This window comes from Sulfitobacter sp. OXR-159 (genome assembly GCF_034377145.1).
GTDB lineage: Bacteria > Pseudomonadota > Alphaproteobacteria > Rhodobacterales > Rhodobacteraceae > Sulfitobacter.
Genome location: NZ_CP139707.1, coordinates 1,138,645 through 1,162,176 on the forward strand (window position 1 = coordinate 1,138,645; position 23,532 = coordinate 1,162,176).

The window sequence follows — 23,532 nt, forward strand, 5'->3', positions numbered from 1 at the left end:
AGATGCGCACGGTGATGTATATCCTCACCACTATTGCCGTGGTTGGACTGGCCTTCTGGGCCTACCGCGAGAATTACGCGACCCAGCAGGCGCTGAGCGATGCCGACAGGCTGCATGCCAATATCCGCGCCACCCATGCCCGTCTGGCCGTCCTGCGCGCCGAATGGGCGTTCCAAAACCGCCCCGACCGGTTGCGCGATCTGGCCGACCTGAACTTTGACCGCCTCGGCCTGTTGCCACTGCATCCCGGCCAGTTCGGTCAGGTCGATCAGGTCGCCTATCCGCAGCCGCCGTCTGAACTGCTGCCGATCACCGATCCTGTGGATGTCTCGACCATGAATTACGACGCGCTTACCGGCGCGGATGAGTCCGAGGAGGACTTTGAATGATCCGCACCCCGCTGCGCCCACTGGCCCGTATCCTCGACGCCCGCGAAAAGGGCGAAAACCCCGACGCGATTGAGCGTGAGAACAAACGCATCCGCCATGAGCAGATGCGCGACAAGGCCCGGATGCGTGCCGAGGGACGGCTTTTGGTGCTGGGCGTCTGTTTCCTTTGTGCTTTCACCGTCATCGGCGGGCGCATGGGTCTTTTGGCGATGTCTGAGCCGTCCGAGCCGCGCGGCCACGCGCCGGGGGCCGTGATCTCGGCCTCGCGCGCCGACATCACAGACCGCAACGGCAACCTGCTGGCGACGAACTTTGAGACCCACGCGCTCTACGCGCAGCCGCGCCATCTGATCGACCCCGAAGTGGCGGCCAAAAAGTTGGTCAAAATCTTTCCAGACCTCAATGAAGAGCGTCTGATCAAGGATTTCACGGGCAAGCGTAAGTTCCTGTGGATCAAAAAGAAAATTAGCCCTGAGCAAATGCAGGCCGTGCATGACATCGGCGATCCGGGGCTGCTGTTCGCACCGCGCGACATGCGCCTTTATCCAAACGGTTCGCTGGCCGCACATGTGCTCGGCGGGGCGAGCTATGGCAAGGAAGGCGTCCACGCCGCCGAGGTGATCGGCGTCGCGGGGGCCGAGAAATATTTCGACGACTACCTGCGCGACCCGGCCAATGGCGCGAAACCGTTGGAGCTGTCGCTCGACCTGACCGTGCAAGCGGCATCTGAGCGGGTGCTCTATGGCGGCATGAAGCTGATGAACGCCAAGGGTGCCACGAGCATTCTAATGGATGTCCACACCGGCGAAGTGATCTCTGTCGCGTCGCTGCCTGATTTCGATCCCAACAACCGCCCCCGTCCGCTGACCCAAGGCGATGCGTCTGACAGCCCGCTGTTTAACCGGTCGGTGCAGGGGGTTTACGAGCTCGGCTCGACCTTCAAAATCTTTGCGGCAGCTCAGGCGGTGGAGTTGGGCCTGTTCAACGCCGACACGATCATCGACACCTCTGGCCCGATGAAGGTTGGCGGTTTCCGCATCGGTGAATTCCGCAACAAGAACTACGGCAAGCTGAGCGTCGCCGATATCATCGTGCATTCCTCGAACCGGGGCACAGGCCGGATGGCGCTGGAAATCGGCATCGAGCGGCAGCAAGAGTTCCTCAAAAGCCTTGGTTTCTTTGAACCAACCCCCTTTGAGATCGTCGAAGCCTCGGGCGGGAAGCCGTTGTTGCCAAGCCGCTGGACCGAATTGTCGAGCGTGACAATCTCCTATGGACACGGCCTGTCGAGCACGCCGATGCACCTTGCCGCAGGCTATGCAGCCATCGCCAACGGCGGGCGCGTGGTGAAGCCCACGCTGCTGAAACAATCCGCCCCCCAGCTCGGCCCCCGCGTCATGTCGGAAGAGACTGCAGCACAGGCCCGCAATATACTGCGCAAGGTCGTCACCGATGGCACGGCGAGCTTTGCCGAGGTGCCCGGCTATCAGATCGCGGGCAAGACTGGCACGGCGGACAAACCAAAGCCCACCGGGGGCTATTACGATGACAAGGTGATCAACACATTCGCCAGCATCTTCCCGATTGATAATCCCAAATATGTGCTGATCGTCACCTTGGACGAACCGGTGGAAACCTCTGGGCCGAAACCACGCCGCACGGCGGGTTGGACAGCCGTGCCCGTGGCCGCCGAGATGGTCCGCCGCATCGCGCCTTTGCTGGGCCTGCGCCCCGCTGTTGAACCGGTGAACGACGCTGTGCTAACGCTGACCAGCAGCAACTGAAAAGACATCTCTATGACCGACCGGGCCGTACCCCTTTCCTCCCTCGGGCTGACAGCGCGGGCGGGGGCCAACCCCATGATCACCGGGATCGCCGTGGACAGCCGTGAGGTCCGCGAAGGCACGCTCTTCGCCGCCATGCCGGGCAGCCGTGTGCATGGGGCAGAGTTCATTCAATACGCCCTGCGGATGGGCGCGGCGGCGGTGCTGACCGACGCAGCAGGGGCCAAACTCGCCGCCGAGGAATTGGCGGGCTCTGACGCGGCGCTGGTGGTCTCCGACTCCCCGCGCGAAGCGCTGGCGCGGACGGCGGCTCTGTGGTTCGGCGGCCAGCCCGCCACGATGATTGCCGTGACTGGCACCAACGGAAAAACCTCGGTCTCGACCTTTGTGCGCCAGATTTGGGTTGAGATGGGATTGCCTGCCGTGAACCTTGGCACCACCGGGGTCGAGGGCGCATGGGCCGCACCGCTGGCGCATACCACGCCCGAGCCGATCACCCTGCACCGCACGCTGGCCGAGGCCGCACAGAACGGCATCACCCATGCGGCGATGGAGGCATCAAGCCACGGGCTTGACCAGCGCCGTTTGGACGGGGTGACGCTCAAGGCGGCGGGGTTCACCAACTTCACCCAAGACCACCTTGATTATCACGAAACATTCGAGGCCTATTTCGCCGCAAAGGCCGCGCTTTTCGCCCGCGTTTTGTCCGAAGACGGCACCGCAGTGGTCAATATTGACGACGAAAAAGGCGTCGACATCGCCGCAATCGCCCGCGCGCGCGGCTGTGAGGTAATCACCGTGGGCCGGGACGGGGGCGATCTGCATTTGCAGGGCCAGCGTTTCGACGCAACCGGGCAAGACCTGCGCTTCACATGGCGCGGCAAGACCTATCAAAAGCGGCTTAATCTGATCGGTGGTTTTCAGGGCGATAACGTGTTGCTGGCCGCCGGGTTGGTGATCGCCTGCGGTGCTGATGCGCAAGAGGTTTTCGACACGCTGCCGCATCTCACCACTGTCCGAGGCCGGATGCAGCTTGCCGCCACGCGCGACAATGGCGCGGCGGTTTTTGTCGATTACGCCCATACGCCCGATGCCGTGGCCACTGCCCTCTCGGCCATGCGCCCGCATGTGATGGGACGGCTCGTTGCCATCGTCGGCGCGGGTGGGGACCGGGACCGGGCCAAGCGCCCCTTGATGGGGCAGGCAGCGGCAGAAAATGCGGATATGGTCATCGTGACTGACGACAACCCGCGCAGCGAAGACCCGGCCAGCATCCGCGCCGCTGTACTGGACGGCGCGCCCGATGCGATGGAGGTCGGCGACCGCGCCGAGGCAATCCTGCGCGGCGTCGATGCTTTGGAGCCAGGCGACGCGCTGTTGATCGCGGGCAAGGGCCATGAAACCGGGCAGACCGTTGGTGACGACGTGCTGCCCTTTGACGATGTAGAACAGGCCAGCGTGGCCGTGGCGGCACTGGACGGGAGATTGGCATGAGCCTTTGGACAGCGACAGAAGCGGCGGAAGCCACGGGGGGCCGCGCGCAGGGCGATTGGGCCTGCAACGGTGTGTCGATCGACACGCGGACCTTGCAGCCCGGCGATCTCTTCGTGGCCCTCAAGGCCGCGCGGGACGGGCATGAGTTCGTGGCCCAAGCGCTCGACAAAGGGGCGGCTGCCGCGCTTGTGACCCATCTGCCCGAAGGCGTCGCCGAGGATGCGCCGCTGCTGATCGTCGAAGACGTACAGACCGCGCTTGAGGCGTTGGGCCGGGCAGGGCGTGGGCGTCTGGGTCCGCAGGCCAAGGTCGCGGCGGTGACGGGCAGCGTCGGCAAAACCTCGACCAAGGAAATGCTGCTGGCGATCTTCGGCGATCAGGGCCGGGCGCATGCCAGCGTCGACAGCTACAATAACCACTGGGGCGTGCCGCTGACGCTGGCACGGATGCCGCGCGATACCGATTACGCGGTGATCGAAATTGGCATGAACCACCCCGGAGAGATTGCACCCCTCGCCAAACAGGCGCGGCCCGATGCGGCGATGGTCACGAATGTCGCTGCCGTCCACCTCGAAGCCTTCAAGGATGTCGCCGCCATCGCGGTGGAAAAGGCCAGCATTTTTGATGGCATGGAACCAGGCGGCGTGGCGGTGATTAACGCCGACCATGAACATAGCGATATCGTGCTCGACAAGGCACTGGAACGGGGCCTGCGCGAAACCACCTTTGGCCAAGCGGGCCACCACTACAAGCTGGGCGAGGTCAAAGTGCAGGGCGATGCCACCGTGGCCCAAGCCGAGGTCGAAGGCGCGCCGCTGATCTTCAAGATTGACACACCGGGGCGGCATTTTGCGATGAACGGGCTTGGCGCGCTGGCGGTGGCCGAAGCGCTTGGCGCGGATCGGGCGCTGGCGGTGCAATCGCTGGGCCGCTGGTCGCCCTATGCGGGACGCGGGGTGCGCGAGCGCATCCAACTGGACCCCGTGGATACCCATTTGGCGCTGGAGCTGATCGACGACAGCTATAACGCTAACCCGACCTCCATGGCCGCGGCACTTGAAGTGCTGGCGGCCTCGGAAGTGACCCATGACATCGGGCGCGTCAGCAAGGGGCGGCGGATCGCTTTTGTCGGCGATATGAAAGAACTCGGCCCCGAGGCGTTGGCGCTGCATGCGGGGCTGGCCGATCTGGAGGCTACCCGCGCGCTTGACGTGGTGCATTGCGTCGGCCCGTTGATGAAAGCCTTCTACGACAACCTGCCCGAACACCAGCGTGGCGATTGGACGGAAACCGCCGAAGAGATGTTGCAAGGACTCCGCGCACGTCTCGATTCCGGCGACGTCGTGCTGATCAAAGGGTCGCTTTCGATGAAGCTGGGCGGTATTGTTGACGCCATCCGCAAAATGGGCCATCCGGTCCCGACCGCCTGATCGGCGAATAACCCCAACATGATGAGTTAGGACGCGATATATGCTCTATTGGTTGACGCTGCTGTCGGATGGCGGCGATTTTTTTAACCTGTTTCGCTATATCACTTTCCGCGCGGGCGGGGCGTTTTTGACGGCATTGGTATTTGGTTTCCTCTTCGGCAAACCGTTGATCGAAGTGCTGCGCAAACGGCAGGGCAAGGGCCAGCCGATCCGCAATGACGGCCCCGAGGGGCATTTTGCCAAGGCCGGTACGCCCACCATGGGCGGGCTGCTGATCGTGGGGGCCTTGTTGACCTCGACCCTGCTTTGGGCGCGGCTCGACAATCCTTTCGTCTGGCTGGTGCTGTTCGTCACGATGAGCTTTGCCGCCATCGGCTATGCCGACGATCACGCCAAGGTCAGCAAGCAAAACACCGATGGGGTGCCGGGTAAGGTGCGGCTTTTGCTGGGCTTTCTTATTGCGGGCATCGCCGGATACTGGGCCGCGCAATACCATCCGGCAGAGTTGCAATACCAACTTGCGCTGCCGGTCTTAAAAGACACGCTGATCAACCTCGGCGTGCTGTTTGTGCCCTTCGCGATCATCGTCATCGTCGGCTCGGCCAATGCGGTGAACCTTACCGACGGGCTGGATGGCTTGGCCATCATGCCGGTGATGATTGCCGCAGGCGCGCTTGGCGTCATTGCCTATGCCGTGGGCCGGGTCGATTTTACCGATTACCTTGATGTGCATTACGTGCCGGGCACCGGGGAAATCCTGATCTTCACCGCCGGTCTCTTCGGCGGCGGCCTCGGGTTCCTGTGGTACAACGCGCCGCCTGCCGCCGTCTTCATGGGCGACACCGGCTCGCTGGCACTCGGCGGCGCTTTGGGTGCGATTGCCGTGGCCACGAAACACGAGTTGGTGCTGGCGATCGTCGGCGGGCTTTTCGTGGTCGAGGCGCTCTCGGTCATCGTGCAGGTGCTTTACTTCAAACGCACCGGCAAACGGGTTTTCCTGATGGCACCGATCCACCACCACTATGAGAAAAAGGGCTGGGCCGAGCCGCAGATCGTGATCCGCTTCTGGATCATCTCGCTGATCCTCGCCCTCTTGGGGCTGGCGACGCTCAAGGTGCGCTAAGCGCTTAGAAGATCGACCAATCCATGTGACGCGCCAAAAGGGCCAGTGCTTCGGTGCCCTTTTGGCTGTTGCCATAACGGTTCAACCCCGGTGACCAGACCGCGATGCTGGCCCGCCCCGGGACGATGGCCAGAATGCCGCCGCCCACGCCGGATTTGCCCGGCAGACCCACGCGGTAGGCAAAATCGCCCGACCCATCGTAATGCCCGCAGGTCAGCATCAGCGCGTTGAGCCGCCGGATGCGGCTTGGCGCGACCAAGCGCGGCACGTCCGGCGCTTCGATCAGAAAGCGGCCCGCCATGGCAAGTTGCTGTACCGTCATCTCCATTGCGCAGTGGTGGAAGTAGGTGCCAAGCGTCCGCTCCGGCGCGTTGATGAGGTTGCCGTAGGATTTTAGAAAATGCGCCAGCGCGAAATTGCGGTGGCCGAAATCGGTCTCTGATGCGGCGACGGTGTCGTTGATGTGAATGTCGTCCGTGCCCGCAGCCTCGCGCACGAAGCGCATGATCTCGGCCAGTGCTTCGCGCGGTTCGCGGTTGCCCAAGACTTCATCCGTGGTGACGATCGCGCCAGCGTTGATGAAGGGATTACGCGGGCGGCCCTGTTCTTGCTCCAACTGCACGATGGAATTGAACGCCCGCCCCGAAGGCTCGCGCCCCACGCGGTGCCAAAGTTGATCGCCCGACCGGCCAAGGGCGATGGCAAGTGTGAACACCTTGGTGATCGACTGTACTGAAAAGGGCACCTGTGTATCGCCCGCCACATGGCACTGGCCATCCGCCGTCACCACCGCGATGCCGAACTGTGCCGGGTCCACCTTCGCGAGTTGCGGAATATAAGCCGCCACATCTCCCCAATGATCGTCTTCGCGCATCATGTCATTGAGACGCGGCAACACATCGGAAAGGTCTGGTTTGGCGGGGCTGGACATCTAGGGCGGCCTCTGGCTTGTGATAGGCGCATCATGCCCCCATTCTGGGGTCAACGGGTAGCAGGGGATTGCAGATGATTCCAGTACAGGGCTTGGAAGGCGCGCGGGTTGCAGTGCTGGGATTGGGCCGCTCTGGCCTGAGCGCGGCACGCGCATTGCAGGCAGGCGGGGCGAAGGTCAGTTGCTGGGACGATGATCCGGCAGCACGCGCACGGGCTGAGCGGGAGGGGTTTGCTTGTGTTGACCTCAACAGCCCCGGCGCGCTCGACAAGATCACCCGGCTGATCGTCAGCCCCGGCATTCCGCACCTCTACCCCGCGCCGAACCCGGTGGTCGCCGCTGCCCTCGACGCAGGCGTGCCGGTGGACAATGACATCGGCCTGTTTTTCCAAAGTTTTGCGACACTGGCATGGGATCACTACGATGTCGCACCGCGCGTCGTGGCGGTGACCGGCTCGAACGGCAAATCCACCACTTCGGCGTTGATCCATCATATTCTGGAGCATGTTGGGCGCCCCTGCCAACTGGCGGGCAACATCGGGCGCGGGGTCTTGGACCTCGACCCTGCGGTTGATGGCGAGGTCGTGGTGCTGGAACTCAGCAGCTACCAGACCGAACTTGCCCGCGCGCTAACGCCGGATGTGGCGGTCTTTACCAATCTCAGCCCCGATCATCTGGACCGCCACGCGGGCATGGGCGGCTACTACGCGGCGAAACGTCGGCTGTTCTCAGAAGGCGGGCCAGACCGCGCGGTGATCGGAGTGGACGAGGCCGAGGGCCGTTTCCTCGCCGGGCAAATGAGCGAGGGACCAAGCGATGACCGGGTGATCCGCATCAGTGCGGAGACCAAACTCTCTGGCCCCGGCTGGCAGGTCTTTGCCAAAAAGGGGTTCTTGAGCGAATACCGCCGTGGCAAACAGGTCGGCTCGATCGATCTGCGCAGCATTCAGGGGCTGCCGGGTTCGCATAACCATCAAAACGCCTGTGCGGCCTATGCCGCCTGCCGTGCGCTTGGCCTTGCCCCGCGGGTGATCGAGGCGGCGTTTCACAGTTTCGGCGGCTTGCCCCATCGCAGCCAGACCGTGGCCGAGGCGCATGGCGTGCGCTATGTCAACGACAGCAAAGCCACCAACGTCGACAGCGCAGCCAAGGCGCTGGCCGCTTTCCGCAACATTCGCTGGATCTGCGGCGGGTTGGAGAAAGAGGGCGGGCTGAAAGGGTTGGCAGAGGCCCAAGGCGCGGTACGCAAGGCCTATGTCATTGGCCGCGAGGCCGCGCATTTCGCCATGCAATTGACGACCGAAGCCGAAGTTTGCGGCACGATGGAAAAAGCCGTGGCGCGGGCGGCGGCAGAGGCGGAGGAGGGCGATGTCGTCCTGCTCGCCCCGGCTGCGGCGAGTTTCGATCAATATGACAATTTCGAACGGCGTGGTGAGGATTTCGTGGCGCAGGTGCAAAAGGCACTCTCGGAGTAATCCGCGCGCCTAGTGTTCTCCACCTGACAGGAGATTCCCATCGGCAACGTGATGTGCCATATTTGAGGCATGAGACGCCATGACATCTGCCTTTACCTTGGCCCCGCCGACCGTACTGAGCTTCAAGCCCTGATCAGCAACCGCAACACTGCGCGCAAGCTTGTCTGGCGGGCCGAGATCGTCCTGGCCACAGCGGACGGTCATGGCACGTTCGAGATTATGCGACGCGCGGGCACGTCGAAACCCACGGTCTGGCGCTGGCAGCAGCGGTATCTCGATGAGGGCGTGGCCGGTCTCAAGCGTGACAAGACGCGACCCTCGCGGGTGCCGCCTTTGCCCGTGGAAACAAGGCTGAAGGTGATCGCCAAGACGGTGCAGGAAACCCCGCCCAATGCAACGCACTGGAGCCGCGCGCTAATGGCCGAAGCCATGGGCATCTCGCCGTCGAGCGTCGGCCGCATCTGGGCAGAAGCTGGCTTGAAGCCGCATCTCACGAAGGGGTTCAAGGTCTCGAACGACCCAAAGTTCGAGGAGAAGGTCACCGATATCGTCGGGCTCTACCTCGACCCGCCAGACCGTGCCGTGGTGCTCTGCGTCGATGAGAAATCCCAGATCCAGGCGCTGGATCGCACCCAGCCCGGACTGCCGCTCAAGAAGGGCCGTGCCGCGACCGTAACGCACGATTACAAACGCCATGGCACGACCACGCTGTTTGCTGCGCTGGATGTGAAATCAGGCACCGTCATTGGCGATTGCATGCCACGCCATCGTGCGCAGGAGTTCCTGAAATTCCTCCGACAGATCGACAAGGCTGTGCCCACGCGGCGCGATGTGCATCTGGTGCTCGACAACTACGCCACCCACAAGACGCCTGAGGTAAAGGCCTGGCTCGAAAAGCATCCGCGCTTCAAGCTGCACTTCACGCCCACCAGCGCGTCATGGCTGAACCTGGTGGAGCGCTTCTTTGCCGAGATCACATCAAGGCGCATCCGGCGCGGCAGCTATTCCAGCGTCGATGATCTTGAGGCCGCGATCTACGACTATCTGGCCCACCACAACGAGAAGCCAAGGCCCTTCAAATGGACCAAAACCGCAGAGGATATCCTCACCCGGGAACGTCGCGCGCTGGACAAGCTCGATGAAACTCGCGGAAACAGGTAGGAAGTGTCAGACTCAGAGCACTAGCTGCCAATCGCCCGCGCCGCCGCCATGCCCGACGACCACGCCCACTGGAAATTATACCCGCCGAGCCAGCCGGTCACGTCCACCGCTTCGCCGATGAAATAGAGGCCGGGCACGTCCTTCGCCGCCATGGTCTTGGACGAGAGCGCATCGGTATCCACACCGCCTAGGGTCACTTCCGCCGTGCGGTAGCCTTCGGTGCCGCCGGGGTGCAATTGCCAGTTCTGCAACGCCTCCACAAAGGCGATGAGCCGCGCGTCGGACCAATCCGCCAAGTTGCCCGAGAGGTCAAACTCTTGGCCTAAAAAGTCCACCAACCGCGAGGGCAGGTGCTGCGCGAGGATGGTGGTAAAGTTCCGCCGCCCCGCAAGTTGCCTCTGCTCGCGCAGGGCGTCCAACAGAGTGCCCTCGGGGGCAAGGTTCACCGTGATCGCTTCGCCCTCTTGCCAATAGGACGACGCCTGCAAAACCGCGGGGCCAGAGAGGCCACGGTGGGTGAAGAGCAGCGCCTCGCCAAAGCCAGTGGCCCCGGCAGTGATGCGCGCAGGGGTCGCCACACCGGCCAGCGGCGCAAAGCGTCCTTCGGCAAAGGTAAAAGGCACCAGACCGGCGCGTGTATCGGTCACCTTCAGGCCGAACTGACGCGCGATGTCATAGGCGATGCCCGTCGCGCCCATCTTGGGGATCGACTTGCCACCGGTGGCGATCACAAGGTTGCACGCGGTGACTTTTACAGTCCGATCAGGCGTTTGCAGGTCGAAGGTGAAGTGGCCATCGGCCTTTGCAAAATTGCTGGCGCTGCTCTGCAATTGCAGATCGACTCCGGCCTTTTGCATTAGCCCGCGCAGCATGGCGATGATCTCCTTCGCGCTGGTATCGCAGAAGAGTTGGCCCAGCGTTTTCTCATGCCACGCGATGCCGTGGCGATCGACAAGTTCGATGAAATCCCACTGGGTATAACGCGCCAGCGCGGATTTGGCGAAATGCGGGTTCTGGCTGAGAAACGCCTGCGGCTCGCAATACATATTGGTGAAATTGCACCGCCCACCGCCCGAGATGCGAATTTTTTCGCCCGGCGCTTTGGCATGGTCCACCACCAACACGCGCCCGCCCGCGTGGGCGGCGCACATCATGCCTGCGGCACCGGCTCCGATGATGGCTGTATCGACTTGCATGGGCGCGCTCTGCCCGAATGCGCAGGCCCGGTCAAGAAGACGTGACAGCGGTTGCCCGATCACTGATGCGTCATAGTTGGGGAGCAGACGCAAATGTAACAGGAGCAGAGGATGACCAAATTGACCGCAGAACAAGATTTCCCGAAGATGGATGTGGCCAAACTCGGCGGGGGCACGCTGACCTTGGGCCAACCGCAAGAGGGGCGCGACTGGCAATTGGTGGTGGTCTACCGCGGGCTGCACTGCCCGATCTGCAAAAAGTACCTTGCGCAGCTTGAGAAGCTGCAAAGCCAGTTCCATGAGATCGGTGTGGATGTGATCGCCGTTTCGGGCGACCCCGAGGAAAAGGCCAAATCCATGGCCGAAGAAGACAACCTGACCCTGCCCATCGGCTATGATCTGAGCCTCGAACAAATGGCCGAGCTTGGCCTCTATATCTCCGACCCGCGCAGCCCGCAGGAGACCGACCGGCCCTTCGCCGAACCAGCCACCTTTGTCATCAACGACGAAGGCAAGCTGCAGATCGTCGACATCTCTAACGCGCCCTTCGCGCGGCCCGAGTTGGAGGGGCTGTTGAACGGCCTCAAGTTCGTTCGCGACAAAGGCTACCCGGTGCGCGGCACCCACAAGGCGGCCTGATGAGCAGCCTGATACGGTGATCTGATCGCCTAGCGGCGGGGCCCCGCACGGCCCCGCCGACCCCAGCCACTGCCCTGGGGTGAAATGCACTAGCTTCATGTCGAAATTCGGGCTATTCTTCCCGGATGAGACCCCGCAAAGGGGCCGTTGAGGCAGTTAAGGCAGATACCCATGACAGAGATGGTCTATGGCGCGGTCCCGGTACGGGATGGTGAACCGATCCTTCCAAAATGGTGGCGTACGGTCGACCGCTGGGCTTTGTCCTGCGTGTTGATTTTGTTTGCTGTCGGCATGCTTTTGGGGCTCGCCGCCTCACCGCCCTTGGCGGCGAAAAACGGCTTTGATGCCTTTCACTATGTGCAGCGGCAGGCGTTCTTTGGCGGATTGGCGCTGGTGGCGATGCTGCTGACCTCGATGATGTCGCCGACGCTGGTGCGGCGTTTGGCGGTGCTGGGGTTTGTTCTTTCATTCGTGGCGTTGGCGCTGCTGCCCTTTTTCGGCACCGACTTTGGCAAGGGGGCGACTCGCTGGTATTCGCTGGGGTTCGCCTCGTTCCAGCCATCGGAATTTCTGAAACCCGGTTTCATGGTGGCCGCCGCATGGATGATGGCCGCCGCAACCGAGATCAACGGCCCTCCGGGTAAGTCTTGGTCTTTTGCGCTGTGTATCTCCATCGTGCTCATGCTGGCGATGCAGCCCGACTTCGGGCAGGCCTGTCTTGTGCTCTTTGGCTGGGGCGTGATGTATTTCGTCGCCGGCGCGCCGATGGTGCTGCTGGTCGGCATGGCGGGGCTTGTCGTTCTGGCGGGGACCTTTGCCTACTCCAACTCCGAACACTTCGCGCGGCGTATCGACGGCTTTCTCAGCGTTGATGTCGATCCGACAACCCAGCTTGGCTATGCCACCAATGCCATCCGCGAAGGCGGGCTGTTTGGTGTGGGCGTGGGCGAGGGCGAGGTGAAATGGTCGCTGCCCGACGCGCATACCGATTTTATCATCGCCGTCGCTGCCGAGGAATACGGCCTTATCATGGTCGTCTGCATCATCGCCCTATATACTGTTGTGGTCGTCCGTTCGCTGTTGCGGTTGGTGCGCGAGCGTGACCCCTTCATCCGGCTGGCCGGAACCGGGCTGGCCTGCACATTCGGAGTACAGGCGATGATTAACATGGGTGTGGCAGTGCGGCTTTTGCCCGCCAAGGGCATGACCCTGCCCTTCGTGAGCTATGGTGGCTCTTCGGTGATCGCCAGCGGCATTGCCGTGGGCATGCTCCTTGCCTTTACCCGCTCGCGCCCGCAGGGTGAGATCAGCGACATTCTGGGCCGGGGCCGCCGCTGATGGCCGCCCCACTGCTGATCATCGCCGCCGGGGGGACCGGTGGGCATATGTTTCCCGCGCAGGCTTTGGCCGAGGTAATGCTGAAACGCGGCTGGCGGGTGAAGCTTAGCACCGATGCTCGCGGCGCGCGCTATACCGGTGGCTTTCCCGAAGCGGTTGAGATCAGCCAGATCAGCAGCGCCACTTTCGCCCGGGGCGGCGTGGTGGCCAAGGCGCTGGTGCCGTTCCGCATTGCGGCTGGTGTGGTCCGCTCGGGGCTGAATATGCTGCGCGACCGGCCTTCGGTCGTGGTGGGTTTTGGCGGATATCCGTCGATCCCCGCGCTTGGCGCTGCATGGGCGCTGCGGATGCCGCGCATGATCCACGAGCAAAACGGCGTTCTGGGCCGGGTGAACGAAATCTTTGCCAAGCGGGTGCACGCCGTGGCCTGCGGCATCTGGCCCACGAAACTGCCCGAGGGCGTGCAGGGCTGGCATGTGGGCAATCCCGTGCGTGCGGCTGTGCTTGACCGCGCAGGGGCCGCCTATATCCCTCCCGGTGACTACCCGATGGAAGTTTTGGTGATGGGCGGCAGCCAAGGCGCGCGCATCCTGTCCGACGTGGTGCCGCCCGCGCTGGCCGCGCTGCCGATGAACATGATCCGCAACATCCGCGTCAGCCATCAGGCCCGCGACGAAGACGGCCAGCGGGTGGCGGATTACTATGCCGAGTCTGGCATCAGCGCCGATGTGCGCCCCTTCTTTGACGATGTGCCGCGCCGCATGTCCGAAGCGCAACTGGTGATCAGCCGCTCTGGCGCTTCCAGCGTGGCGGATTTGTCAGTGATAGGGCGGCCTTCGATCCTGATCCCCTTTGCCGCTGCGGCAGGTGACCATCAAAGCGCCAATGCCCGCGGTCTGGTCAATGCCGGGGCCGCGATCATGGTGCCCGAACGCAAGGCAAACCCCGAAATCATGACCGAGCAAATCCTCGCGGTGCTTGAGATGCCCGATGGGGCGTTACAGATGGCGCGGGCCGCGTTGTCGGTCGGCAAACCCGACGCGGCCGAGACATTGGCAGATATGGTCGAACAGCTTGCCGCCCAAGGCACGCTGGCCCCCGCAGAAGAGGAAAACCCCCAATGAACGCCGCCGCCACCAAACTGCCGACCGATGTCGGCCCGATCCATTTCGTCGGCATCGGCGGCATCGGCATGTCTGGCATCGCAGAAGTTCTGCTGAACCACGGCTACAAGGTGCAGGGATCGGACCTGAAGACCACCAAGATCACCGTGCGGCTGGCCGAGCTAGGCGGGCGCATCTTCGAAGGCCAAGCGGCTGAAAATGTCGAAGGGGCGGCCGTGGTCGTGATCTCTTCGGCGATCAAACCAGGCAATGCAGAATTGGACGAGGCCCGCCGCCGGGGTCTGCCCGTCGTGCGCCGGGCCGAGATGCTGGCCGAGCTTATGCGGCTTAAGTCCAACATTGCCGTGGCGGGAACACATGGCAAAACCACCACCACCACCTTGGTGGCCGAACTGCTGGTCGCGGGCGGCATCGACCCGACCGTCGTGAACGGCGGCATCATCCACGCCTATGGCTCCAACGCGCGGATGGGGCAGGGCGAATGGATGGTGGTCGAAGCCGATGAGAGCGACGGCACCTTCAACCGGCTGCCCGCAACCATCGCCATCGTCACCAACATCGACCCCGAGCATATGGAGCATTGGGGCGACTTCGATACGCTGCGGCAGGGCTTTTTGAATTTCGTCTCCAATATCCCGTTCTACGGGCTGGCGGTCTGCTGCACCGATCACCCTGAGGTGCAGTCGCTGGTGGGCAAGCTGACGGACCGTCGCGTTATGACCTACGGGTTCAACGCGCAGGCCGATGTGCGCGCCGTGGGGCTGCATTACAAGGACGGCGTGGCGCATTTCGACGTGCATCTACAAACCGAAGATATGGTCATCGAAAACTGCGCCCTGCCAATGCCGGGCGATCACAACGTCTCGAACGCGCTGGCGGCGGTGACCGTGGCGCGGCACCTAGGGATGAAGCTGGAAGAGATCCGCGCGGCCTTGGGCAGCTTTGGCGGGGTGAACCGCCGCTTTACCCGCGTGGGCGAAGTGGACGGGGTCACCATCATCGACGACTATGGCCACCACCCGGTTGAGATTACCGCTGTTCTCAAAGCCGCGCGGCAGGCCAGCAAGGGGCGGGTGATCGCCGTGCACCAGCCGCACCGCTACTCGCGCCTGAGCCATCACTTCGACGAATTCTGCGCCTGTTTCAACGATGCCGATGTGGTGGGCATCGCCGATGTCTATGCCGCGGGCGAAGAGCCGATTCCCGGTGCCGACCGCGACGGGCTGGTCGCCGGGCTGATCCAGCACGGGCATCGCCACGCCTATGCGGTCGAGGATGCCGAGGCGCTGACGCAATTGGTCCGGCGCGAGGCGCGACCGGGCGATATGGTGGTCTGCCTGGGGGCGGGTACGATCAGCGGCTGGGCCAATGACCTGCCCGAGGCGCTGCGCGCGGCCAAGGAGGCCGCTGCGTGACCCTCGTGTGGCTGTCGATCCTTTGGGTCTTCGCCGCCGTGACAGTGGCCATGCTGCCGCTGCGCTCTCAATATCTGCCGGGGGTGGTTTTGCTGATCGCCGCACCGGTGCTGATCATCGCCATCGGCGTGACGCATTCATGGGCCTTTGCGCTATTGGCCTTGATGGCTTTCCTGTCGATGTTCCGCAATCCACTGCGTTACCTCTGGGCGCGGCTGCGGGGCAAAAAACCGGAGCTGCCGAAATGAGCCTGTCTCTCGTTCTCGCCTGTTTTTGGTTTGTGATCGCCAATATTCTGGCCATGACCCCCAGCAAGGATTTCCACTGGCGCAGCGCCTATCTGCTGATCGCCGTGGGCATCCCCATCGTCGGTTTCGTCACCGCGCAGCACGGCCCATGGCTGGGCATGCTGGTGCTGGCGGGGGGCTGTTCGGTGCTGCGCTGGCCGGTGGTCTATTTCATTCGCTGGCTGCGCCGAGGGGCAGGGCGGATCAAAGGCCCGGCGGAATGACCCTGACGCCGACCCTTGCCGCGCTGCTGACCGTCTTCGCAATCTGGATGATCGCCTGTCTCTGGACCGGTTATCGCGGCCGTGTGCTGTGGTTCTTTATCGTGCTGGCGGTCGGCCTTGGGCTTAACGCATCGTGGATGGTCTTCGGGCTGGATGCGCGGGTGTTTGAGCCGCATGCGCTATTGGCACAGCTTTCGGTGCTGTTCTACGCGGTGGGTGGTTTCGGCCTGGGCTGGCTCGCCGGGCGGGTGGCGAAACGCTGGCGTGAGAGCCGCGTCGACCCGCCGTCGTCTTGATGGTTTGCCCCGCCTGTTAAATGCGCTAAGTCCGGCGCCATGATGACGCTGAATATCCCCGACCTGCGCGGCAGGCTGACCCCAAATCGCGCCCTGAGCGACCTGACATGGCTCCGCGTTGGCGGCCCTGCGGATTATCTGTTCCAACCCGCGGATGTGGAGGACCTGTGCCTTTTCATGCGCCGCTTGCCGCAGGGCATCACGGTTTTCCCCATGGGCGTGGGCAGCAACCTGATCGTGCGCGACGGAGGCTTGCGGGCGGTGGTGATCCGGCTGGGTCGTGGTTTCAACGGGATTGAGATCGACGGGGATCAGGTGACTGCGGGCGCGGCGGCGCTGGATGCCCATGTGGCGCGCAAGGCGGCGGATGCGGGGCTTGATCTGACCTTTCTGCGCACCATTCCCGGCAGCATCGGCGGGGCTTTGCGCATGAACGCGGGCTGTTATGGCAGCTACACGGCGGATCATTTCGTCTCGGCCAAGGCTGTGACCCGCGCGGGCGAGGTGGTGACACTGACCGCAGATGACCTCAACTTCCGCTACCGTCAAAGCGATCTGTCGCCCGGTGCGGTGCTGATCGGGGCAACCTTTGCGCCGCCCAAAGGGGAGCCTGAGGAGTTGCACGCCCGGATGGAACAGCAGCTTGCCAAACGCGACGAAAGCCAGCCGACCAAGGACCGCAGCGCCGGGTCGACCTTTCGCAATCCGGCGGGGTTTTCCTCAACCGGGAAGGCGGACGATGTGCACGACCTGAAGGCGTGGAAGGTGATCGACGACGCCGGGATGCGTGGGGCCACCGTGGGGGGCGCACAGATGAGCCCGAAACACTCCAATTTCCTCATCAACACCGGCAGTGCCACGGCCCATGATCTAGAGTCATTGGGCGAAGAGGTGCGAAAAAAGGTTTACGCTTCAAGCGGTATAAGGCTAGAATGGGAAATTAAGCGCGTCGGTGAAAAATTGGGTGATCCGGTGTCGCAAAGCTAAGCCGTCGGGCATCAGCTAAGTCACGGCAAAGCAAAGAAAACAATGATAGGGGCCGCAAACGGTCCGAGGCGAAGAGGCACTTTGGTGGGTAAGTCGAGCGGACAAACCCCGACAGTGGCGGTATTGATGGGTGGCCCCTCGGCCGAGCGTGAGGTGTCCCTGTCCAGTGGGCGTGCATGCGCCGCTGCCTTGCGGGAACATGGCGGATATAGCGTGATCGAGGTCGAAGCTGACCGCGATCTTCCAGCCGTTCTGGCCGATCTCAGCCCCTATGCTGTATTGAATTGCCTTCATGGCCGTTGGGGCGAAGATGGCTGTGTGCAGGGTCTGCTTGAGTGGCTCAAACTGCCTTACACGCATTCCGGCGTGCTCGCCTCGGCCCTCGCGATGGACAAGCAGCGGTCCAAAGATGTGTTCCGCCATGCGGGGCTGCCGGTGCTGGAAAGCGTCATCGCGCCCAAGGCCGATGTGATGGCCTCTCATGTCATGGCGCCTCCCTATGTGGTCAAACCCAACAACGAAGGCTCCTCGGTCGGGGTCTACCTTGTGGCCGAGGAAAACAACGGCCCCCCGCAACTGTCTGAAGACATGCCCGCAGAGGTGATGGTCGAGACCTTCGCGCCGGGGCGTGAGTTGACGACCACCGTGATGGGCGACCGGGCGTTGGCCGTGACGGATATCATCACCACCGGCTGGTATGATTACGACGCGAAATACAAGCCCGGCGGCTCGCGCCATGTGGTGCCCGCCGATCTGCCGCAAGAGATCACCGATCTGTGTTTCGACTATGCCTGCCGCGCCCATGTGGCGCTTGGCTGCAAGGGCATCAGCCGCACCGATTTCCGCTGGGACGAGGCGCGTGGACCTGCGGGGCTGATCCTGCTTGAGACCAACACCCAGCCCGGGATGACCGCCACCTCGCTCTCGCCCGAGCAGGCTGCGGCCTGCGGCATCTCGTTCCCTGAGCTCTGCGCTTGGATGGTGGAGGATGCTTCATGCGATCGCTGATCCGCCGCCGCCCGGAGGCTGGCAAGGCCGATCCCGCCCCCTCGCGGTGGTCATGGCGTATGCAGCGGTTGATGCTGACACCGGGCTTTCGCTTTGCCCTGCGCGTCGGGCTGCCCTTCACGCTGAGCCTGCTGGCAGGCACGATCTATATGGCCGACGAAGAGCGCCGCGGCACCGTGGTGCAGGCCATCGCCGATGTCCGCGCCAGCATTGAAGAGCGGCCGGAGTTCATGGTCAAGCTCATGGCCATCGACGGCGCAAGCGACCTGCTGTCGTCTGAAATTCGCACCGCGCTGCCGCTGGAATTCCCGCTGTCCTCCTTCGACCTCGACCTGCCGCAGATCCGCGAAAAGATCACCGATATCGATGGGGTCAGACAGGCCAATGTCCGCATCCGCCCCGGTGGCGTGCTGCAAATCGACGTGACCCCGCGCGTGCCTGTGGCCGTCTGGCGCAGTGAGACCGGGCTGGCGCTGGTGGACAACACCGGCGCGAATGTGGCACGGATCGAAGCGCGGCGCGACCATGCCGATCTGCCCCTGATCGCCGGGGCAGGGGCCGCCAAGGCGGTGCCGGAGGCGCTCAAGCTAATCGCAGCGGCGAACGTACTGGGTGACCGTCTGCGCGGCTTGGTCCGCGTCGGTGGGCGCCGCTGGGACGTGGTGCTGGACCGCGAACAGACGATCATGTTGCCCGAAGAAAATGCGCTGCAAGCGCTGGAACGGGTGATCGCGCTGGAAGGCGCACAAGAAGTCCTCACGCGAGACGTGGCGCGTGTGGACATGCGGTTGGCGGCAAGACCAACCCTCAGAATGAACGAAGATGCCACCCGCGAATGGTGGCACATCAGGCAGCTTTCCGGCCAGTAAGATGGCCATTGGAATCGGGACAGTAACGAAATGATGGACCTATACGACAGTCAGCGTTCGATGCGGCACATGCGCAAATTGGCGATCCAGCGCGGGGTGGTGGCCATTTTGGACGTGGGCAGTTCCAAGATCGCCTGTCTGGTGCTGCGGTTTGACGGCATTACCCATGACGGAGAGAATGGCGACATCGGCTCGCTGGCCGGGCAATCGGGGTTCCGGGTCATCGGGGCGGCGACCACCCGCTCGCGCGGGGTCCGCTTTGGTGAGATCTGCGCCATGGGCGAGACCGAGCGCGCGATCCGCACCGCACTTCAGGCCGCGCAGAAGATGGCTGGCATCCGGGTTGATCACGTTATCGCCTGTTTCTCGGGCGGGGAGCCGCGCAGCTATGGCCTCGACGCTTCGGTGGAGCTGGAGGGGCAGTCGGTCTCGGAGCAAGACGTGGCGCGCGTGCTGGCGGGCTGTGACGTGCCGGAGTACGGCGAGGGCCGCGAAGTGCTGCACGCCCAGCCGGTGAACTTTGCGCTCGACCACCGTTCCGGTCTGGCCGATCCGCGTGGGCAGTTGGGCAACAGCCTGTCGGTGGACATGCACATGCTCACCGTCGATGCCGATACGGTCCAACACCTCGCGCATTGCATCAAACGCTGTGATCTGGAACTGGCCGGGATCGCCTCATCCTCCTATGCCTCGGGTATTTCGGCGCTGGTTGAGGACGAGCAGGAACTCGGCGCAGCCTGTATCGACTTTGGCGGCGGCACAACCGGCGTGTCGATCTTTATCAAGAAACACATGATCTATGCCGACACCGTGCGAATGGGCGGGGATCACGTCACCTCTGACATCTCCATGGGCCTGCAGGTGCCGATGGCCAATGCCGAACGGATCAAGACCTTCTACGGCGGCGTGCATGCGACCGGCATGGACGACCGTGACATGATCGAGATCGGCGGCGAAACGGGCGACTATGAGCACGATCGCCGCACCGCCAGCCGGGCCGAACTGATCGGCATCATGCGTCCGCGCGTCGAAGAGATCCTCGAAGAAGTTCGCGTTCGGCTGGATGCTGCCGGTTTTGACCACCTGCCAAGCCAACAGATTGTACTTACCGGCGCAGGCAGCCAGATACCGGGGCTTGATGGGCTGGCCAGCAAGATACTCGGCCAGCAGGTCCGTCTGGGCCGTCCGCTGCGCGTGCATGGGCTGCCGCAGGCCGCAACAGGGCCGGGCTTTGCCAGCTCGGTGGGCCTCGCGCTCTTTGCGGCGCATCCGCAAGACGAATGGTGGGATTTCGACATCCCCGCCGACCGCTATCCGTCCCGCTCTCTCAAACGCGCCGTCAAATGGTTTAGAGACAACTGGTGACCGCAATATCGGGTGAGACACCCGAGATAAGGCGGAAACTGGCAAGTTTCTGCCCATATTTAGCGTCAAAACGATGTTTTTTAGGTGACGATCCGGCCCTAGCCCGGTAGGGTCGGGTAAATTTGGTCGAAAAACTCCCGCAGAACGCGGATAACTGGACAGGCGGACAGCACATGACACTCAACCTTTCAATGCCAGGACAAGATGATCTGAAACCCCGTATCACCGTCTTTGGTGTTGGTGGGGCAGGCGGCAACGCGGTCAACAACATGATCGAGAAGCAGCTTGATGGTGTTGATTTCGTCGTTGCGAACACCGACGCTCAGGCGCTGCAGCAGGCACAGGCCGAAAACCGCGTCCAACTGGGCATCAAGGTTACCGAAGGTTTGGGGGCGGGCGCCCGTGCCAGCGTTGGCGCCGCCGCTGCCGAAGAAAGCATTGAGCAGATCGTCGACCACCTTGCCGGCGCGCATATGTGCTTTATCACCGCAGGCATGGGCGGCGGCACCGGTACGGGTGCGGCACCGATCATCGCGCAGGCCGCGCGTGAACTGGGCGTTCTGACTGTTGGCGTGGTGACCAAGCCCTTCCAGTTTGAGGGTGCCAAGCGGATGCGTCAGGCCGAAGACGGTGTTGAGACGCTGCAAAAGGTCGTCGACACGCTGATCATCATTCCCAACCAGAACCTGTTCCGTCTGGCCAACGAAAAGACCACCTTCACCGAAGCCTTCTCGCTTGCCGATGACGTGCTGTACCAAGGTGTGAAGGGCGTGACCGACCTGATGGTTCGTCCGGGCCTGATCAACCTCGACTTTGCCGACGTGCGCGCCGTGATGGACGAGATGGGCAAAGCGATGATGGGCACAGGCGAGGCCGAGGGCGAAGATCGCGCCATCCAAGCCGCCGAGAAAGCCATCGCCAACCCGCTGCTGGACGAAATCAGCCTGCGCGGTGCCAAGGGCGTTCTCATCAACATCACCGGCGGTCACGACCTCACGCTGTTCGAACTCGACGAAGCGGCGAACCGCATCCGCGAAGAAGTGGACCCCGAGGCGAACATCATCGTCGGCTCCACACTGGACGAAAGCCTTGGTGGCCTGATGCGCGTCAGCGTTGTCGCTACAGGGATCGACGCCACCGATGTGAACACCGAAATGCCGGTTCCGCGCCGCTCCATGAGCCAGCCGCTGCGCCAGAACGTGTCGGTTGACGATGTGGCGCCGGTCTCTGCCGCGCAAGCGCCTGCCGCCGCGCCGGTTGCTGCCGAAATGAAGCAAGAAGTTGAGCAAGCCGCCCTGTTCCAAGACCTTCAGCCGGTCCAGGACCAGTATGAAGAAGAGAACGTTGTCGAAGATGACGACGGCCTGCCCGCTCCGGCCTATCAGCCCGAGGTGGCCGCATTCGAGCCGCGTCAGGAAGAAGCCATTGAGGCCGAGCCCGAAGCCTTCGTTGCACCGCGCGCCCCGACACCCGGCACGCCGTCCCCCGAAGCACTGGCCCGCCTGCGCGCCGCCGCCCAAAAAGCAGCGCCCGAACAGCACCGTCAGGCCCAGCAGCAGCAGGGTGAGCAGGGCGACAAAGGTCGCTTTGGCATCAACTCTCTAATCAACCGGATGACCGGCCACGCCGAAGGCGAAGCACAGGCCCGCCCTGCGCGCCAGCAACCGCCGGTTCAGACTCGCGCTTCTGCAGCCGCTCCGCAGCCGCAAGAAAGCAACGATCCCGATCAAGAGCGCATTGAAATCCCCGCGTTCCTGCGCCGTCAGGCCAACTGATCCGATCACGATAGATGACGAAAGGGTCGCCTTGGGGCGGCCCTTTTTCGTTTTATAACAAGGTTTTGTAATAAGGTCGGCACGCTAGCGCCCAAATGTTACGGGCATGTTTCAGACCGTTGCAAAGATTGAGTTGAGCAAAACGAACCAGCGCCTTAATCCAGAGTTCAACACACAAGAAGATGTTCGAAGCTTGAGGATGACCCGGTGCAGACAACGATCAAATCAGCAGTAAGTTTTTCTGGCACAGGCCTGCACTCCGGTCAGCCTGCGACGGTGACTCTGCGCCCGGCCTCCGCCCACCATGGCATCTGGTTCTCGCGCAGCGATGTGGCCGTGGGCGACCGACTGGTCCCCGCCCGCTGGGACGCGGTGAACCGCTCGCCGCTCTGCACCAAGTTGGAAAACCCCACTGGCCTGTCGATCTCTACCGTTGAGCATCTGATGGCGGCCATTGCTGGCTGTGGCATCCATAACCTTTTGATTGAGATCGACGGCCCCGAAGTGCCGATCCTTGATGGCTCCTCCCTGCCTTTCGTGCGCGGCATCATGCAGCGCGGTTTGCGTCAGCTTGCGGCCCCTGTGATGGCGTTTGAAGTGCTCAAAACCGTGAGCGTGCAAGACGGTGATGCAACGGCCACGATCTCTCCGGCGGACACGCTGCAGATCGACTTTGAGATTGATTTCGCCGATGCGGCCATCGGTCAACAGCACAAGTCGCTGATCATGAACAACGGCTCTTTTGCCCGCGAACTTTGCGACAGCCGCACCTTCTGCCGTCAGGCCGATGTCGAAGCGATGCAGGCCAATGGTCTGGCGCTTGGCGGTGAGGCGGGTGAGAACGCAGTGGTTTTCGACGGCGATGCGGTGGTCAGCCCCGGCGGCCTGCGCCACGCGGATGAGCCTGTGCGCCACAAAATGCTCGACGCGCTTGGTGATCTGGCGCTGGCGGGCGCGCCGCTTTTGGGCCACTACGAAGGCAAACGTGCGGGCCATTCGCTGACCAACACGCTGCTGCGCGCGCTCTTTGCCACACCGGATGCCGTGCGTCTGGTGGCCTGTGACGCGGCGCAAACGGCACGGTTGCCGGGCTCCGGGCTGATCTGGGGCGAAATCCCGCAGGTTGCTTGATCTGGCAGCAGGTCGAAAACACCGCGAACCGCAGGGCGCTTAGGCGGCGAAGTGCCATTGAACGCCCTGCCAATGCCTTGTATTCACTAAG

General features: G+C 63.0%; 22 protein-coding genes. 20 read left to right on the top strand and 2 right to left on the bottom strand.

What is annotated here, in order from left to right; genetic code table 11:
• Positions 1–2 precede the first annotated feature (2 nt).
• The 5 genes from ftsL to mraY are packed head-to-tail and all read left to right on the top strand — an operon-like array spanning position 3 to position 6,220.
• Complete coding sequence (ftsL, locus tag T8A63_RS05600; RefSeq protein ID WP_067626801.1) at positions 3–389, top strand: cell division protein FtsL; 387 nt, start codon at positions 3–5, stop codon at positions 387–389.
• Complete coding sequence (locus T8A63_RS05605; RefSeq protein ID WP_322345231.1) at positions 386–2,173, top strand: penicillin-binding protein 2; 1,788 nt, start codon at positions 386–388, stop codon at positions 2,171–2,173. The genes ftsL and T8A63_RS05605 overlap by 4 nt, the downstream gene beginning before the upstream one ends.
• A gap of 12 nt (positions 2,174–2,185) precedes the next feature.
• On the top strand, positions 2,186–3,667 hold the full coding sequence (locus T8A63_RS05610) for a UDP-N-acetylmuramoyl-L-alanyl-D-glutamate--2,6-diaminopimelate ligase (RefSeq protein ID WP_322345232.1): 1,482 nt from the start codon (positions 2,186–2,188) through the stop codon (positions 3,665–3,667).
• On the top strand, positions 3,664–5,097 hold the full coding sequence (locus tag T8A63_RS05615; protein ID WP_322345233.1) for a UDP-N-acetylmuramoyl-tripeptide--D-alanyl-D-alanine ligase: 1,434 nt from the start codon (positions 3,664–3,666) through the stop codon (positions 5,095–5,097). Before T8A63_RS05610 ends, T8A63_RS05615 begins: the two co-directional genes overlap by 4 nt.
• A gap of 40 nt (positions 5,098–5,137) precedes the next feature.
• Positions 5,138–6,220, top strand: a complete 1,083-nt coding sequence (mraY, locus tag T8A63_RS05620) for a phospho-N-acetylmuramoyl-pentapeptide-transferase (RefSeq protein ID WP_067626793.1) — start codon at positions 5,138–5,140, stop codon at positions 6,218–6,220.
• 4 nt (positions 6,221–6,224) lie between these two features.
• On the opposite strand, the gene T8A63_RS05625 is transcribed toward mraY, so the two are convergent.
• Positions 6,225–7,151, bottom strand: coding sequence for a glutaminase (locus T8A63_RS05625; protein ID WP_322345234.1), 927 nt, complete (start codon positions 7,149–7,151; stop codon positions 6,225–6,227).
• A gap of 74 nt (positions 7,152–7,225) precedes the next feature.
• Here T8A63_RS05625 and murD point away from each other — a divergent pair, with 74 nt between their 5' ends.
• Together murD and T8A63_RS05635 are read left to right on the top strand one after the other, a co-directional pair.
• Entirely contained in the window at positions 7,226–8,626 is a 1,401-nt protein-coding gene (gene murD / locus T8A63_RS05630) for a UDP-N-acetylmuramoyl-L-alanine--D-glutamate ligase (RefSeq protein WP_067626789.1), read from the top strand.
• Positions 8,627–8,695: 69 nt separating this feature from the next.
• A complete protein-coding gene (locus T8A63_RS05635; RefSeq protein WP_067931132.1) occupies positions 8,696–9,787 on the top strand; it encodes an IS630 family transposase in 1,092 nt (363 codons plus the stop codon).
• A 20-nt stretch (positions 9,788–9,807) separates the two neighbouring features.
• On the opposite strand, the gene T8A63_RS05640 is transcribed toward T8A63_RS05635, so the two are convergent.
• Positions 9,808–10,983, bottom strand: a complete 1,176-nt coding sequence (locus T8A63_RS05640; protein WP_322345235.1) for an NAD(P)/FAD-dependent oxidoreductase — start codon at positions 10,981–10,983, stop codon at positions 9,808–9,810.
• A gap of 111 nt (positions 10,984–11,094) precedes the next feature.
• On the opposite strand from T8A63_RS05640, the gene T8A63_RS05645 reads away from it, so the two are divergent.
• The 13 genes from T8A63_RS05645 to lpxC all read left to right on the top strand — a co-directional run bounded on the left by T8A63_RS05645 (position 11,095) and on the right by lpxC (position 23,441).
• On the top strand, positions 11,095–11,622 hold the full coding sequence (locus T8A63_RS05645; RefSeq protein WP_067942066.1) for a peroxiredoxin-like family protein: 528 nt from the start codon (positions 11,095–11,097) through the stop codon (positions 11,620–11,622).
• 171 nt (positions 11,623–11,793) lie between these two features.
• The gene (gene ftsW / locus T8A63_RS05650) at positions 11,794–12,960 is read left to right on the top strand and encodes a putative lipid II flippase FtsW (protein ID WP_067626783.1); all 1,167 of its coding nucleotides are present in this window, start codon (positions 11,794–11,796) and stop codon (positions 12,958–12,960) included.
• A complete protein-coding gene (locus T8A63_RS05655) occupies positions 12,960–14,084 on the top strand; it encodes a UDP-N-acetylglucosamine--N-acetylmuramyl-(pentapeptide) pyrophosphoryl-undecaprenol N-acetylglucosamine transferase (RefSeq protein ID WP_322345236.1) in 1,125 nt (374 codons plus the stop codon). Before ftsW ends, T8A63_RS05655 begins: the two co-directional genes overlap by 1 nt.
• Positions 14,081–15,499 carry a UDP-N-acetylmuramate--L-alanine ligase gene (gene murC / locus T8A63_RS05660; RefSeq protein WP_322345237.1) on the top strand — a complete coding sequence of 473 codons (1,419 nt, stop codon included), beginning with the start codon at positions 14,081–14,083 and terminating at the stop codon, positions 15,497–15,499. Before T8A63_RS05655 ends, murC begins: the two co-directional genes overlap by 4 nt.
• Positions 15,496–15,747, top strand: a complete 252-nt coding sequence (locus T8A63_RS05665; RefSeq protein WP_067935499.1) for a DUF2484 family protein — start codon at positions 15,496–15,498, stop codon at positions 15,745–15,747. Before murC ends, T8A63_RS05665 begins: the two co-directional genes overlap by 4 nt.
• On the top strand, positions 15,744–16,010 hold the full coding sequence (locus tag T8A63_RS05670) for a DUF2484 family protein (RefSeq protein WP_067935497.1): 267 nt from the start codon (positions 15,744–15,746) through the stop codon (positions 16,008–16,010). Before T8A63_RS05665 ends, T8A63_RS05670 begins: the two co-directional genes overlap by 4 nt.
• Positions 16,007–16,306, top strand: a complete 300-nt coding sequence (locus tag T8A63_RS05675; RefSeq protein WP_067626773.1) for a hypothetical protein — start codon at positions 16,007–16,009, stop codon at positions 16,304–16,306. Before T8A63_RS05670 ends, T8A63_RS05675 begins: the two co-directional genes overlap by 4 nt.
• A 39-nt stretch (positions 16,307–16,345) precedes the next feature.
• Positions 16,346–17,293 (top strand): UDP-N-acetylmuramate dehydrogenase, encoded by a 948-nt coding sequence (gene murB / locus T8A63_RS05680; RefSeq protein WP_416153235.1) that lies wholly within the window; start codon positions 16,346–16,348, stop codon positions 17,291–17,293.
• Between the two features lie 126 nt (positions 17,294–17,419).
• A complete protein-coding gene (locus tag T8A63_RS05685; RefSeq protein WP_322345680.1) occupies positions 17,420–18,301 on the top strand; it encodes a D-alanine--D-alanine ligase in 882 nt (293 codons plus the stop codon).
• Positions 18,289–19,170 (top strand): cell division protein FtsQ/DivIB, encoded by an 882-nt coding sequence (locus T8A63_RS05690; protein ID WP_322345238.1) that lies wholly within the window; start codon positions 18,289–18,291, stop codon positions 19,168–19,170. Before T8A63_RS05685 ends, T8A63_RS05690 begins: the two co-directional genes overlap by 13 nt.
• A gap of 30 nt (positions 19,171–19,200) precedes the next feature.
• Positions 19,201–20,535 carry a cell division protein FtsA gene (gene ftsA, locus T8A63_RS05695; protein WP_067626767.1) on the top strand — a complete coding sequence of 445 codons (1,335 nt, stop codon included), beginning with the start codon at positions 19,201–19,203 and terminating at the stop codon, positions 20,533–20,535.
• A 173-nt stretch (positions 20,536–20,708) separates the two neighbouring features.
• Positions 20,709–22,310 carry a cell division protein FtsZ gene (ftsZ, locus tag T8A63_RS05700; protein WP_067626765.1) on the top strand — a complete coding sequence of 534 codons (1,602 nt, stop codon included), beginning with the start codon at positions 20,709–20,711 and terminating at the stop codon, positions 22,308–22,310.
• A gap of 207 nt (positions 22,311–22,517) precedes the next feature.
• Positions 22,518–23,441 (top strand): UDP-3-O-acyl-N-acetylglucosamine deacetylase, encoded by a 924-nt coding sequence (gene lpxC / locus T8A63_RS05705; protein WP_067626763.1) that lies wholly within the window; start codon positions 22,518–22,520, stop codon positions 23,439–23,441.
• Positions 23,442–23,532 lie beyond the last annotated feature (91 nt).

What these genes read in the sequence shown, in the direction of transcription:
- ftsL (WP_067626801.1), top strand. Translation starts at nt 3, where the DNA reads ATGCGCACGGTGATGTATATCCTCACCACTATTGCCGTGGTTGGACTG.
- T8A63_RS05605 (WP_322345231.1), top strand. Translation starts at nt 386, where the DNA reads ATGATCCGCACCCCGCTGCGCCCACTGGCCCGTATCCTCGACGCCCGC.
- T8A63_RS05610 (WP_322345232.1), top strand. Translation starts at nt 2,186, where the DNA reads ATGACCGACCGGGCCGTACCCCTTTCCTCCCTCGGGCTGACAGCGCGG.
- T8A63_RS05615 (WP_322345233.1), top strand. Translation starts at nt 3,664, where the DNA reads ATGAGCCTTTGGACAGCGACAGAAGCGGCGGAAGCCACGGGGGGCCGC.
- mraY (WP_067626793.1), top strand. Translation starts at nt 5,138, where the DNA reads ATGCTCTATTGGTTGACGCTGCTGTCGGATGGCGGCGATTTTTTTAAC.
- T8A63_RS05625 (WP_322345234.1), bottom strand. Translation starts at nt 7,151, where the DNA reads ATGTCCAGCCCCGCCAAACCAGACCTTTCCGATGTGTTGCCGCGTCTC.
- murD (WP_067626789.1), top strand. Translation starts at nt 7,226, where the DNA reads ATGATTCCAGTACAGGGCTTGGAAGGCGCGCGGGTTGCAGTGCTGGGA.
- T8A63_RS05635 (WP_067931132.1), top strand. Translation starts at nt 8,696, where the DNA reads ATGAGACGCCATGACATCTGCCTTTACCTTGGCCCCGCCGACCGTACT.
- T8A63_RS05640 (WP_322345235.1), bottom strand. Translation starts at nt 10,983, where the DNA reads ATGCAAGTCGATACAGCCATCATCGGAGCCGGTGCCGCAGGCATGATG.
- T8A63_RS05645 (WP_067942066.1), top strand. Translation starts at nt 11,095, where the DNA reads ATGACCAAATTGACCGCAGAACAAGATTTCCCGAAGATGGATGTGGCC.
- ftsW (WP_067626783.1), top strand. Translation starts at nt 11,794, where the DNA reads ATGACAGAGATGGTCTATGGCGCGGTCCCGGTACGGGATGGTGAACCG.
- T8A63_RS05655 (WP_322345236.1), top strand. Translation starts at nt 12,960, where the DNA reads ATGGCCGCCCCACTGCTGATCATCGCCGCCGGGGGGACCGGTGGGCAT.
- murC (WP_322345237.1), top strand. Translation starts at nt 14,081, where the DNA reads ATGAACGCCGCCGCCACCAAACTGCCGACCGATGTCGGCCCGATCCAT.
- T8A63_RS05670 (WP_067935497.1), top strand. Translation starts at nt 15,744, where the DNA reads ATGAGCCTGTCTCTCGTTCTCGCCTGTTTTTGGTTTGTGATCGCCAAT.
- T8A63_RS05675 (WP_067626773.1), top strand. Translation starts at nt 16,007, where the DNA reads ATGACCCTGACGCCGACCCTTGCCGCGCTGCTGACCGTCTTCGCAATC.
- murB (WP_416153235.1), top strand. Translation starts at nt 16,346, where the DNA reads ATGATGACGCTGAATATCCCCGACCTGCGCGGCAGGCTGACCCCAAAT.
- T8A63_RS05685 (WP_322345680.1), top strand. Translation starts at nt 17,420, where the DNA reads ATGGGTGGCCCCTCGGCCGAGCGTGAGGTGTCCCTGTCCAGTGGGCGT.
- T8A63_RS05690 (WP_322345238.1), top strand. Translation starts at nt 18,289, where the DNA reads ATGCGATCGCTGATCCGCCGCCGCCCGGAGGCTGGCAAGGCCGATCCC.
- ftsA (WP_067626767.1), top strand. Translation starts at nt 19,201, where the DNA reads ATGATGGACCTATACGACAGTCAGCGTTCGATGCGGCACATGCGCAAA.
- ftsZ (WP_067626765.1), top strand. Translation starts at nt 20,709, where the DNA reads ATGACACTCAACCTTTCAATGCCAGGACAAGATGATCTGAAACCCCGT.